Origin of the sequence: Streptomyces koelreuteriae (assembly GCF_018604545.1) — a bacterium.
Lineage (GTDB): Bacteria > Actinomycetota > Actinomycetes > Streptomycetales > Streptomycetaceae > Streptomyces > Streptomyces koelreuteriae.
The window spans coordinates 738,799-751,657 of record NZ_CP075896.1 but is presented as its reverse complement, the minus strand read 5'-3'; the positions used below and the strand labels follow the sequence as shown (position 1 = coordinate 751,657).

Genomic DNA, 12,859 nt, shown 5'->3' with positions numbered 1-12,859 from the left:
TCGAATGCGGGCGCGACCGGCGCGCCGCCAGGACCACAGCAGGGAACGACAGCGGCGATGACGGTGACAGAGGACGGCCCGCAGGCCATGGACGAGGCGAGCGGGCTCTCGTACGGACCCGGCATCGACCCCGAGCGTCTGGCCGTCTGCCTCAGCGTGCTCGAGGAACTCGACAAGCTGGAGGTCGACCACCCGGACGCCGTCGCCGTGCGCCGGGCCACCGCGGGCGTCTACCGCACGGTCAAGCAGCGCCGCCGCCAGGAGCGCCGGGCCGCCAAGACCGCCCACGACAAGGCGGTCACGGAGGCCACGGCGACCGGCTCCGCCCAGCGCATCGACGACGAGACCGAGGGTCTGCTGCCCTCCTCGAACACCGAGGAGGGCAGGATCGCGGGGATACTCCAGCGCCCGCGCTCCTGCTACACCTGCAAGGCCCGGTACGTGGAAGTCGACTACTTCTACCACCAGCTCTGTCCCGACTGCGCCCGCGTGAACCGCGAGAAGCGCGACGTCCGCGCCGACCTCACCGGCAAGCGCGCCCTGCTCACCGGCGGCCGCGCCAAGATCGGCATGTACATCGCGCTCCGGCTGCTGCGCGACGGGGCGCACACCACGATCACCACGCGCTTCCCGAAGGACGCCATCCGCCGCTTCAAGGCGATGGACGACTCCGCGGACTGGATCCACCGCCTGGAGGTCGTCGGCATCGACCTGCGCGACCCGGCGCAGGCCGTGGCCCTCGCCGAGCAGGTCGCCGACGCCGGTCCCCTCGACATCCTCGTCAACAACGCGACGCAGACCGTGCGCCGGCTGCCCTCCGCCTACGCCGCCCTGGTCGACGGCGAGAGCGCCCCGCTGCCCGCCGGGGAACTCCCCGCCCACCACGTCATCGGCGCCTTCAACTCCGGCGCGGTCGACGGCATCGCCGCGCTGCCAATCGGCACCAGCGGCCTCGACGCGCAGAAGGTCGCCGACCTCGCCCTGGTCGCGGGCAACGCCAGCGTCGAGCGGCACCTCGACGGCACCGCGATCGACGCGGGCGGCCTGGTCCCCGACGTCGTCGACTCCAACACCTGGGTGCAGACGATCGATCAGATCTCCCCGGTGGAGCTGCTGGAGACCCAGCTCTGCAACTACACGTCGCCGTTCATCCTGATCAGCGCCTTGCGCCCCGCGATGGCCGAGGCCGCGAAGAAGGCGGCGAGCGGGCGGGCGTACGTCGTGAACGTCTCCGCGATGGAGGGGGTCTTCGGGCGCGGCTACAAGGGCGCGGGGCACCCGAACACCAACGCCGCCAAGGCCGCGATGAACATGGTGACGCGGACCAGTGCCCAGGAGATGTTCCAGGCCGACGGGATTCTGATGACCTCGGTCGACACGGGATGGATCACGGACGAGCGGCCCCACTACGACAAGCTGCGGCTCGCCGAGGCCGGTTTCCACGCGCCGCTGGATCTGGTCGACGGCGCGGCCCGTGTGTACGACCCGATCGTGCGGGGCGAGGCGGGGGAGGACCTGTACGGGATCTTCCTGAAGGACTACGCGCCGGGCAAGTGGTAGGCCGGGACCCGGGCGAGCGTCTGCGGGGTGTGGCGGGCCGTCCCCCGCGCCCCTGACGGCCGCTGTCCGTCAATCGACCGCCCCGAGGCGGGAGTTGCGTGCCGCCAAGAGGTGCAGCACCGTCCGCCAGTCCTCCAGGACCCCGGCGTCGAACCCGGCCGTGCGGCCCTCCTCGATCGCCTGGCGGAGGGTGAGGAGGTCGTCGTCGACGGCGGCGTCCCGGCGGGGGCACCGGCGGACGAGGCGGGAGACCCGCTCGCCGAGCAGCGCGCGCACCGCGTGGGCCGCCTGGTCGGCGCGGGCGGCGGGATCGCCGGGCCACAGCAGCCCTCCGACCGGCTGCACCAGCCCCGCCACTTGGAGCTCCTTGTCGGCCGGGCGGCCGCGGCGCAGCAGCGCGGCGGTCCGCAGCGCGTGATCGTGGAGATCGACCGGCGGGCGGTCGCGGTCCGGGGCGTCCCTGGTGCCCCGGCAGGTGTACAGCAGATCCATCAGCTCCTCGACGCTGCGCAGCTCCATGCGTCAGTCCTCCCGCGAGACAGCCGTTGCCGTGCGGCAGCAGACCATGGCGAGCTTTCGACTCAGCCAACGGCACTTGAACTGCGCAACCGTGTCGAAAACGCCTACGCATCTGTACGCCGTTCGGGTGGTGCTCAAATCGCCCGTCAGTGAACAAATCGGCGCCTAAACCTGAGTTGAACACCGGATGACGCGCGATTGTTACCGGCCGTTTTCAGCCCCATCGAGCGGGGGCCCGCTCATTTGGTTAATCTGTTCCGGACGGACAGCAGTACGGGGTCCTACCCACACCCACGGTCCGTCATGGGACAGCCGGTTCACCACGGCCTCTCCCGTGAGTCGACCGGCGCCACCGCGTCCGAACTGCTTTTGACATCAGACCCATACGGGGCGTCAGGCGCAGCAGGACCAGCGCGTGCGTCCCGAGGGTGACCGACACATAAGGAGTGCGCGGTGACACCGGAGAAGACGAATCGAGATCAGCGCCCCAAGGAACGCGGCGAGCGCGCCGGCCGGCGGGCCGACGAGCTCGGCAGCCTTGACGTGTGGGCCCGGTCGGCCCCGATCCGCCTCGCGGGCTACGAGGACGACCTCGCAGAGCCCCACATCCTGCCCAGCGTCGACTGACCGAGGGCGCACCCCCTCCACCTTCGCCGAGCGCATGGGCGTGCCAGACTCGCGCCCATGCTGATCAGGGAAGCAACGGCTGACGACTGGCCGCGTATCTGGCCGTTCTGGCACCACATCGTCGCCGCGGGCGAGACCTACGCATGGGACCCGGGTACCTCCGAGGAGGAGGCCCGGGTCCTGTGGATGAGTCCCGCGAAACGGGTCTACGTCGTCGAGGACGACAGCGGCACTGTCGTCGCCTCCGCGTATCTCACCCCCAACTACGGTGGCCCCGCTGCCCGTATCGCGGGCGCCGGCTTCATGGTCGACCCCGGCCAGGGCGGCCGTGGCCACGGCCGTGCCCTCGCCGAACACCTCCTGACCGAGGCCAGGGCCGCCGGTTACCGGGGCATGGTGTTCAACGCCGTCGTCGAGACCAACCCGGCCGTGAAGCTGTGGACCTCCCTGGGCTTCACGATCCTCGGCACGGTGCCGGAAGCGTTCGACCACCCCCGGGACGGCCGGGTGGGGCTGCACATCATGTACCGCGCGCTCTAGGCGTGCGCCGAGGTCATCGGCACTCCGGGGCGACCGTCAGGGACGGACGTACGGCCGGGTCATGATCTCCATGTTGTGGCCGCTCGGGTCGTCGAAGTAGGCGCCGCGTCCGCCGAAGAGGTCGTTGACGCGGCCGGGTTCGGTGTGGCTCGGGTCGGCGTAGTAGGTGACCCCGAGCGCCTCCAGGCGGCCGATCATGGCGTCGAACCGCTCCTCGGGCACGAGGAACGCGTAGTGCTGGGACTGGATCGGCTCGTCGCGCTTCTCGTAGTAGTCGAGGGTCACGCCGTTGCCCAGGTCGACCGGCAGGAACGGCCCGAAGGGGGCGCCCACCTCCAGACCCAGGACGGCCGCCAGGAACTCCGCCGACAACTGGCGGTCCGAGGCGAAGACGGCGGTGTGGTCGAGGTGGGCGACAGTCGTCGGCAGGGCGGGCGGCGTGTGCTGTGCGTGGGACATGAGTGGGTTCGTCTCCGGGTTTCGTTGATCCGTGGTGAAGCGCCGCAGCGGCGCGGGGAACGGGAAAACGGAGACGAGAGGCGGGGCTCGTGCCCTCTCCGGCTCTCGGGCGGGCCCGGGCGGGGTCACCCCCGCCGCGCTCACTCCGAGGCCGGGCGCCTCACTCGTGCATGGCCTACGGCCGACCCGGCAGTCACCCGGCCGACCCTAGTTCACCGGCGCCGTACGCCGCCACGGGATTTTCTCCTCCAACTGCTCGGCCAGGGACAGGAGCCGGGACTCCGTGCCCGGGCGTCCCACCAGCTGCACGGCACAGGGGGCGCCGGAGGGGAGGGTTCCGCAGGGGACGGACATGGCGGGCCAGCCGGTCAGGTTCCATGCGGGCGTGAGTGGTGAGTAGTTCGTGTTCGCCAGCACATTGCGCAGCCAGCCCCGCTCGTGCCAGGGCGCGGCCTGCGGGGAGCGGCGGGCGAGCGCGGGGGTGAGCAGCACGTCGTGGTCGGCGAAGAAGGGCTCCAGCCGCCGGCGCAGTTGCTCCCGGCTCGCCCCGGCGCGCGCTGGGGCCACGAAGGGCCGGCCGAGCGTGGCGTGGACCCGGGTGCGGCGGGTGAGCAGACGCCGGTCGAGCTGCTGGGCGTCCGCGGCCGTGCCCGCCGTCCAGTGCATCAGCGAGGTCAGGGGGAGCGACATCGGGTAGGGCGGGTCGGCGCGCCGGACCTGATGGCCCGCCTTCATCAGAGCCTCGGCCGCCTCCCGGGCGGCCGTCGCGTACGGCCGGCTGATGGTGACCCCGGCCAACGGGCTGCGCAGCGACACGGCGACCCGCAGGGCGCCCGGCTCGCACCGGGGCCCGGGCTCCGTGCCGGTGAGGACCGAGAGCATCAGACGGGTGTCCTCGACGGTCGTGGCGAGGGGCCCGTTCTCCGACAGGCCGAACCAGTCGCTGTTCCCGGTGCCCGTCGGGACCACCCCGTGCCCCGGCTTGATGGTGACGAGACCGCAGTTGGCGGCCGGTATGCGCAGCGAACCCATGCCGTCGTTGCCGAGGGCGATCGGCACCATCCCGGCGGCGACCGCGGCGGCACTGCCGCCCGAGGAACCACCCGCCGAGCGCGTCGGGTCCCAGGGGTTGCGGGAGGTGCCCAGCACGCCGTCCGTCGTGCCGAAGACACACAGTTCCGGGACGTTCGTCAGCCCCACCACCACCGCGCCCGCCGCCCGCAGCCGGGCCACCGTCACATGGTCCTCTTCTGCGGGGGTGTGGGGTGTGGCGGCCGAGCCGACGCGCCGGGACTCGCCGCGCACCGAGAGGTTGTCCTTGACGGCCACGGGCACCCCGGCCAGGGGCAGATCGGCGAAGTCGCCGCGCGCGGCCACCTCCTCGGCCTCGGCCAGTGCCGCCTCGGCACGCACCGTGCGAAAGGCCCCGACACGGCCGTCGAACCGCTCGATCCGTGCGAGGTGCTCGGCGACCACCTCGCGCGGGGTGACCCGCTTCTCGCGGACGGCGGCGGATATCTCGGCGGCGGTGCGGCCGGCCCAACTGGTCACGGAGAACTCCTCGGAGGGGATCGGAAGGGAGCGGACGGGCTTACTGGCGAGTACGTAGGGAGAACTGTGCACCGGCAGGGGGCGTACGTCGAGGTCACCGGCCGGACAGCGCCCCTCGGTACGCCCCATGCGCCCCCGGACATCCGATCAATGGCTCAACTTTCGTGCGGACGCGCCCCATTGACAGCCGTCGGCGTCAGCTCAATCATCAGACGTCCGATGAATGGGGAGCCGTATGACTGAGCGCAGAAGACGGCGGATGTGGTGGCCCGGACTCCTGGCGGCGCTGGCGCTGCTCGTCACGGCGGCACCCGCGGCACCGGCCGCACCCGCGGTCGCGGAGGAGCCGCGGACTCCGGTGACGGTGCCCGCCCTCACCGACTGGTCCCCGGAACCCGGCAGTTACACCTACGGCCGGGGCACCCGCCTGGTCGCCGGCACCGGCACCGGCGCCGAGCGCCGGGTCGCCGGCACCCTTGCCGCCGACCTCCGGACGGCCGGACACGGCACGGTCCCCGTCGTAGGGGGAGCCGCCCGGGCCGGTGACATCGTTATCGACATCCGGCCCGGCCGATCCTCGCTCGGCACGGAGGGCTACGAACTCCACGCGGGCCGACGGCTGTCGGTGACCGGCGCGACCGAGACCGGCGCCTTCTACGGCACCCGGACCCTCCTCCAGCTCCTCGCCCAGGGCGACCGGGTCCCCGCCGGACGCACCGTCGACGTGCCGCGCTACAGGGAACGGGGCGTCGGCGTCTGCGCCTGCTACGTCCATGTCTCGCTGCCCTGGCTGGAGAACCTGGTGCGCGAGATGGCGTACCACAAGCTCAACCAGCTGCTCCTCGAACTGAAGGTGAAGAGCGACGCCCACCCCGAGGCCAACACCTGGGGCTACTACACCAAGGACGAGATCCGCCGACTGGTCGCGCTCGGCGAGAAGTACCACGTCGAGATCATTCCCGAGATCAACTCCCCGGGCCATATGGACCCGTGGATAGAGAACCGCCCCGATCTCCAGCTCACCGACACGGACGGCACCAAGCAGCCCTCCGGGCTGGACATCACCCGGCCCGAGGCCTTCGCCTACTACAAGAGCCTGATGGACGAGTACGCCGAGGTCTTTCCCGGGCGGGACTGGCACATGGGCGCCGACGAGTACATGCTCGGCTCCGACTTCGCCAAGTACCCGCAGGTCCTGAAGTACGCGCGGGAGAAGTACGGCCCCCACGCCACACCCCAGGACGCGTTCGTCGACTTCGTCAACCGCGTCCACGCCTACGCGGACTCCCGGGGCAAGCGGCTGCGCATCTGGAACGACGGGCTCACCGGCGCCAACACCGTGCCGGTCGCGGCCGGTACGACGGTCGAGCACTGGCTGAACGTGGCGGTCAAGCCGAGCGAACTCATCGCCCAGGGCTATCCGTTGATGAACGCGGCCTACGCGCTCTACCTCGTCCGCGGCGGCTTCCACACCGACACCGAGGCGCTGTACGACCAGTCCTGGGACCCGCGCAGCTTCGAGGGCGAGAAGCTGACCTCCAGCGAAGGCATCACCGGAGCGAAGATCAGCCTCTGGCCCGACAACGGCCGCGGGGAGACCGAGAACGAGGTCGCCGTCGCCCTGTGGCCGGCCCTGCGGCACATCGCGCAGGCCACCTGGGGCGATCCGCATCCCGACGCCACGTACGCCGGGTTCACCGCCCGCGGTACGGCCGTGGGTCACGCGCCCGGCTTCCGGGATCTGACCCGGGTGGCGGTCGCGGACGGGACGTACACGTTCCGGACAGCCGGCCGGTCGTTCACCGCCTCCCTCCGGCGCACGGCCGACGGCTACGTCACCCTGCGGACCCAGGACGGCTGTCTGGAGGTGCGGGGCGGGAAGCTCACGCTCAACGTGCCCCTCCAGCCGGGCGTCGAGGTGACGCCGCAGATCTGCGATCCCGCCGCCACCCTCCAGCGCTGGGAGCTGGAGCCGGCCGGCGGTGGCGGCCACCGGCTCGTCAACGCCATCACCCGGATGACGGTGAGCGTGACGGACGACGGCCGGCTCGCGCAGTACCCGCCCGATCAGCGCACCCCCGCCGTCTGGCATCTGACCTGAGGAGTCGTCGCCATGGCCGTGTCCCGACGCGTGTTCGTCGCATCAGCCGCCGTCCTCGCCGCGACCGCCGGCATGACGGCACCCGCACTCGCGGCTCCGCCTGACCCCCGTCGCAGCCGTATCCCCGTCGGCCCCGACGACAGCCCGGAGGATTTGGTCCGCAAGGCCTCCCAAGTGCGCCCCACCGCAGGGCAGATCGCCTGGCAGCGCCTGGAGCGCACCGCCTTCCTGCACTTCGGCGTGAACACCTTCACCGGCCTCGAATGGGGCACCGGCGACGAGGACCCGGACGTCTTCCAGCCGTCCGGCCTCGACACCGACCAGTGGGCCCGCGCCCTGCGCGACGGCGGCTTCAAGCTGGCCATCCTCACCGTCAAGCACCACGACGGCTTCGTGCTCTATCCCTCCCGCTACACCGGCCACACGGTGGCGTCGAGCACGTGGCGCGACGGCCGGGGCGACGTCCTGCGCGACTTCGCCGACTCCATGCGGCGGCACGGCCTCAAGGTCGGTGTCTACATCTCGCCCGCCGACGAGAACCAGTACCTGCACGGCGTGTACGCCAACGGCAGCGCCCGCGCCCCACGCACCATCCCCACCCTCGTCGACGGCGACGACCGCACCCCGCCCCGCTCGTACACGCTCCCCGCCACCGACTACGGCGCCCATATGCTCAACCAGCTCTACGAGGTGCTCACCGAGTACGGCCCGGTCGACGAGGTGTGGTTCGACGGGGCCCAGGGGCACATCCCGCCGGACAAGGTCGAGAAGTACGACTGGGACAGCTGGTACAGCCTCGTGCGGTCCCTCGCCCCGGACGCCGTCGTCGCCGTGACCGGGCCGGACGTCCGCTGGGTCGGCAACGAGGGCGGGCTGGCCCGGGAGGACGAGTGGAGCGTCGTCCCCGTCCAGGAGAAGGACTACGGGCGGACCGACTACGCCCTCTCCTACGACGCCCCCGACATGGGCAGCCGGGACGCCCTGGTCGCGGCGCGGCCGGTCGCCGACTATCTCCAGTGGTGGCCCGCCGAGTGCGATGTGTCGATCCGGGACGGTTGGTTCTACCACGCGGACCAGCGGCCCAAGAGCGTCGAGCAGTTGACGGACATCTACTTCCGCTCCGTCGGCCGGAACTCGGTGCTGCTCCTCAACATCCCGCCCGACACCCGGGGGTTGCTGCCGGCCGCCGATGTCACGCGCCTGCGGGAGTTTCGCGAGCGGATCGACCGCGAACTGCCCGAGGATCTTGCGGACGGCGCCCGGACCAGTACCTCACCGGGCCGGGTCACCGTCGACCTCGGCCGGGAGCGGGAGGTGGACCGGGTCCGCCTGGCGGAGGACATCCGGTACGGCCAGCAGGTGGAGGGCTTCGTGGTGGAGGCGTACCGCGACGGCGGCTGGGCGGAGGTGGCCCGGGCGGGGGTCGCCGGAGCGAGCCGGATCCTGCTGCTGCCCGGCGCCGTGCGGGCCCGGCGGTGGCGGGTACGGGTGACCGGGGCGCGAGGGGCCGTACGGATCGCGGAGTTCGGGCTGTACCGGTCCCGGGTGTGACCGGGTCAGCGCAGATGGCGTGCGAAGAAGGCCTCGGTGACGTCCATCTCGGCTGCCCACCGGGGCCCGAATGTGTGCCCCTCACCGTCGACGGTGCGCAGCTCGACGTCCTTGCCGGCCTCCTCGAAGGTGGCGGAGACCTCCCGTGACCAGGCGAGGGGGCAGGTGTCGTCGGCCGTGCCGTGCTGGATCAGCAGGGGTTCGCTCACACGGTCGGCGTAGGTGAGGGGCGAGACACCGCGCCAGAAGTCCGGGTCCTCCTCGGGGGTGCCGTGCTTCTCCTCGATCTCGGCCACGAGCGGGTCGCCGTCGGGCCGCTGGAAGTGGTCGATGTTCTCCTGCGGGCGGGCACTCACCGGCGCGTACGCCACGGCCGCGTCGAACAGACCGGGCGCCACGACCAGCGTGTTGTACACGACCCCGCCGCCCATCGACCGGCCGAACAGGCCGAGACGGTCGCCGTCGATCTCCGGGCGGCCCGAGTCGCGCAGGGCCAGGGCGGCGCCGATGACGTCCTCGGTGTAGCCGAGCCGCAGGTTCACGTCGTTGTCGGGGTCCTTGTCGGAGCGGGCGTGGTTGCGGTAGTCGGTGTGCAGGACGACATAGCCGCTGCGGGCCAGACGGTCCTGCTCGCGTGGCATGCCCTGGCCGCTGAAGTAGTCGTCCGGGTCGATGTACCCGTGCGCCAGCACCAGCGCCGGGAAGGGACCCTCGCCCCCCGGGATGTTCATGATCCCCGAGACCGTCAGGCCGTTCGCCTCGTACGTCACGGCGTACCGGGTGTAGGCGGAGGTCCGGTCGAGCACGGCCCCGAGACGCAGTCCGGAGCCGGTGTGCTCGCGCCGCATCAGGGCGGGGAGGGAGACGGGGTCGGCCGGGGAGGGTGTGGGGGAGGACGTGGCGCGAGGCTTCTCGGTCGTGGCGGGGGCCGATGCCGGAGTTGCCTCGGGCGCGCCCTCGTCCCCACCGCCGGTGCAGCCGACCGCGACAGCCAGCAGCAGTCCGGCAGAGGCCCAGGCGGTGCGCCGCACTCGCATACCGTCCATTGTGGCCCTCCCGGTCCGGGAGCGGCAGGCCCGCACCGTGGGCGTTCCGCAGCCGGCGCGAGGGGCGGGGGTGCGTACCGATGGTGCGACGGGCCCGCGGTGCGTGTTCTGCCCGGGCCGCTCCGCGCCGCACCGGGGTCCCCGCGCAGCGTGAGTGCCGGCACAGGGCTCGGTGGGACCTGGCCGGGTGCCACAGCCCGAAGCTCGTGGTGCGTGTGCCGTCCGGCCGGGCCGTTCCGCGCCGGGCCAGGAGCCCCACACGAGTGCGTGCCGGCATCGGTCCCGGGGAGTCCTCGCCCTCACGTGGCCTGCCGCAGCCCGGTGTTCACACCCCCCGCACCACCCCCGTACTGTCCCGCTCGATCAGCCGCGGCACCGGCACCCGTACCGCCCGGGCCGGGCCGCCGTCGAGGAGGGTGGTCAGTTCGCGGGCCGCCGTGCGGCCGAACTCGACGCTGTCGCGGGAGAGCGCGGACAGCCACGGCTTGACCAGGCGGCACAGGGCGGAGTCCTCCCAGGCCACCACCGACACGTCGGCCGGCACCGCGTAGCCGAGCTCGGTGGCGGCGGCGACCCCGGCGACGGCCATCACGTCGTTGTCGTAGATCAGGGCCGTCGGGGCGGCGGGGCCGTCCAGGACCCGGCGGGTGACGGCCGCGCCCGCCTCGTCGGAGTAGTCGGTCGGCACCGACTGCACCTCCGACAGGCCCCGGCGCTCGGCCTCGGCGCGCAGGGTGCGGATGCGGCGCTCGGTGTGGGCCAGCCCGGGCAGTCCGGCGATGTGCGCGATCCGGCGATGGCCGAGCGCGTACAGCCCGTCCACCACCGCGGCCATCGCGCCCGCGTCGTCGGCCCACACCGTCGAAAGACCCGGGTGCCGTTCGTCCGGGGCGCCGCCGATCACCACGGCAGGCAGCCCGAGTTCGTCGAGGAGGCCGGGCCGGGGGTCGTCGGTGCGCGGGTCGACCACCAGCACACCGTCCACCCGGTGTTCGGCCCACCACCGCCGGTACACCGCGCACTCGTCGTCGATGTCCTCGGCGATCTGGAACAGCAGACCGAGATGACGCTCGGCCAGCACCTCCTGGATGCCGGAGACCAGTTGCAGGAAGAACGAGTCCACGCCCAGCGTGCCCGCCGGACGGGCCAGGACGAAACCGACCGTCGCCGCGCCCTCCCCGGACAGGGCGCGCGCCGCCGTGCTGGGCCGCCAGCCCAACTGCTCGGAGACCCTGCGCACCCGGTCCCGGGTCACCTCGGAGACCCCGGGCCTGCCGTTGAGCGCGAAGGAGACCGCGCTCTCGGAGACCCCGGCCCGCCGGGCGATGTCCTTCATCGTCGGCCGGCGCGCCGGTGAGCGCTTTCCCGTCACGCTTGCTTCTCCATTCGACGAGCGCTGTGCACTAATGCGCTTGAGTGTCCTCACCCTAAAGCGCATTAGTGATCCATCGCAAGAAGTCGTATGATCCTGCGCTGACCTGCGTTTATGTCCAACTAAAGACTTTAGCTGAGCAGAATCCATTGACTTCCCCGAAGAGAACGATGCAAGGTCTGGCCCGGCGCCCTTTCCGCCGCCCAATCCCGCCCTGCCTTCGAAGGAGCCGGTCACCGTGCGCATCTCCCGCAGAGCCTTCGCCGCCGCTGCCGTCGCTGTCCTGCTGCCCTTGAGCGCCTGCGGTTCCGGGGGAGGCGGAGGCGGTTCCAGCGACGCCTCGGGCAAGGTCGAGGGTGACATCACCTTCCAGACGTGGAATCTGCGCGCCAACTTCAAGCCGTACTTCGAGGGCCTCATCGCCGAGTTCGAGAAGAAGCACCCTGGCACGAAGGTGAAGTGGGTCGACCAGCCCGCCGAGGGCTACGCCGACAAGATCAGCGCCGACGCGGCCGGCGGCACCCTGCCCGACGTCGTCAACGTCTCCCCGGACCTCGTCGCCCCGCTCGCCAAGGCCGGACTCGCCCTCGACCTGGACAAGGCCGCCCCGCAGTACGAGAAGGAGTATCTGCCGGGCGCCTGGGCGGGCCATCGGATACCGGGGATGACCGGCACGTACGCCTTCCCCTGGTACCTCAACACCGGCCCGCTCTTCTACAACAAGACCCTGTTCAAGGAGGCCGGGCTCGACCCCGAGCAGCCTCCGAAGACATACGACGAACTCTTCTCCGCGGGCCTGAAGATGGCGGAGAAGAGCGGCGGCAAGGTCGCCACCCTCGCCAACGTGCCCACCATCGAGGACTTCGGCCGCTACGGCGTGCAGCTGATGAACAAGCAGGGCACCGCCTTCTCCTTCAACGACGACAAGGGTGTGCGACTCCTCGCCAAGTACAAGGAGCTGTACGACGCGAAGGCCCTCGATCCGCAGGCGCTGACCGCCACCCCGGAGTCGTCCGGCAAGAAGTTCCTCACCGGAGCCGTCGCCATGAACCCCGGCAGCGCGCTCGACCTCGGCAACTTCAAGAAGCAGGCGCCGAGCCTGTACAAGAACATCGGCATCACCGACCAGGTCACCAGCACCGGGCACGTCAACATGTACGTGATGGGCGTGATGGTCAACTCCCAGTCGAAGCGGAAGCCCGCGGCCGTCGCCTTCGCGCACTTCGTCACCGACGCGGCGCACCAGATGTCGTTCGCCAAGAAGGTCGCCATCTTCCCGAGCACCGCGGGCTCGCTGGACGACCCGTACTTCACCAAGGAGGACGGGAGCGACGAGACCCGCGTACGGGTGGCCGCCGCCAAGTCCCTGAAGACGGCGGTCAACTACACGCCCGTACTGTTCAGCGAGCAGATGAAGATCGCGCTGCGCAACGAGGTCGCCAAGGCCCTGCAGGGCAAGCAGAGCCCCAAGGAAGCTCTCGACAACGCTGTCAAGGAGTGCGACCGGCTCCTGCAGCAGCAGGGCTGAGCTCC

General features: G+C 71.4%; 11 protein-coding genes. 6 read left to right on the top strand and 5 right to left on the bottom strand.

Annotated elements, in window-relative coordinates; translation table 11 throughout:
- The first annotated feature begins 57 nt into the window (after positions 1-57).
- Positions 58-1,560: an SDR family NAD(P)-dependent oxidoreductase gene (locus KJK29_RS03415; RefSeq protein WP_215117106.1), complete on the top strand. Its 1,503-nt coding sequence runs from the start codon at positions 58-60 to the stop codon at positions 1,558-1,560.
- 69 nt (positions 1,561-1,629) lie between these two features.
- Here the strand turns inward: KJK29_RS03415 and KJK29_RS03410 are convergent, their stop codons facing one another.
- Positions 1,630-2,079 (bottom strand): hypothetical protein, encoded by a 450-nt coding sequence (locus KJK29_RS03410; protein ID WP_215117105.1) that lies wholly within the window; start codon positions 2,077-2,079, stop codon positions 1,630-1,632.
- A 453-nt stretch (positions 2,080-2,532) separates the two neighbouring features.
- On the opposite strand from KJK29_RS03410, the gene KJK29_RS03405 reads away from it, so the two are divergent.
- Both KJK29_RS03405 and KJK29_RS03400 read left to right on the top strand, forming a co-directional pair.
- Positions 2,533-2,706: a hypothetical protein gene (locus tag KJK29_RS03405; RefSeq protein WP_167526749.1), complete on the top strand. Its 174-nt coding sequence runs from the start codon at positions 2,533-2,535 to the stop codon at positions 2,704-2,706.
- A 57-nt stretch (positions 2,707-2,763) separates the two neighbouring features.
- Entirely contained in the window at positions 2,764-3,246 is a 483-nt protein-coding gene (locus tag KJK29_RS03400; RefSeq protein WP_215117104.1) for a GNAT family N-acetyltransferase, read from the top strand.
- A gap of 36 nt (positions 3,247-3,282) precedes the next feature.
- On the opposite strand, the gene KJK29_RS03395 is transcribed toward KJK29_RS03400, so the two are convergent.
- Together KJK29_RS03395 and KJK29_RS03390 are read right to left on the bottom strand one after the other, a co-directional pair.
- Entirely contained in the window at positions 3,283-3,705 is a 423-nt protein-coding gene (locus KJK29_RS03395) for a VOC family protein (protein WP_215117103.1), read from the bottom strand.
- Between the two features lie 207 nt (positions 3,706-3,912).
- Positions 3,913-5,256, bottom strand: coding sequence for an amidase (locus KJK29_RS03390; RefSeq protein WP_215117102.1), 1,344 nt, complete (start codon positions 5,254-5,256; stop codon positions 3,913-3,915).
- A gap of 235 nt (positions 5,257-5,491) precedes the next feature.
- On the opposite strand from KJK29_RS03390, the gene KJK29_RS03385 reads away from it, so the two are divergent.
- Positions 5,492-7,357 (top strand): family 20 glycosylhydrolase, encoded by a 1,866-nt coding sequence (locus KJK29_RS03385; protein WP_215117101.1) that lies wholly within the window; start codon positions 5,492-5,494, stop codon positions 7,355-7,357.
- A 12-nt stretch (positions 7,358-7,369) separates the two neighbouring features.
- Complete coding sequence (locus KJK29_RS03380) at positions 7,370-8,908, top strand: alpha-L-fucosidase (RefSeq protein WP_215117100.1); 1,539 nt, start codon at positions 7,370-7,372, stop codon at positions 8,906-8,908.
- Between the two features lie 5 nt (positions 8,909-8,913).
- Here KJK29_RS03380 and KJK29_RS03375 read toward each other — a convergent pair whose 3' ends face one another.
- Positions 8,914-9,954: an alpha/beta hydrolase family protein gene (locus tag KJK29_RS03375; RefSeq protein ID WP_251057691.1), complete on the bottom strand. Its 1,041-nt coding sequence runs from the start codon at positions 9,952-9,954 to the stop codon at positions 8,914-8,916.
- A 325-nt stretch (positions 9,955-10,279) separates the two neighbouring features.
- Positions 10,280-11,290, bottom strand: a complete 1,011-nt coding sequence (locus tag KJK29_RS03370) for a LacI family DNA-binding transcriptional regulator (RefSeq protein ID WP_215124124.1) — start codon at positions 11,288-11,290, stop codon at positions 10,280-10,282.
- Positions 11,291-11,564: 274 nt separating this feature from the next.
- On the opposite strand from KJK29_RS03370, the gene KJK29_RS03365 reads away from it, so the two are divergent.
- Positions 11,565-12,854: an ABC transporter substrate-binding protein gene (locus KJK29_RS03365; protein WP_215117099.1), complete on the top strand. Its 1,290-nt coding sequence runs from the start codon at positions 11,565-11,567 to the stop codon at positions 12,852-12,854.
- Positions 12,855-12,859 lie beyond the last annotated feature (5 nt).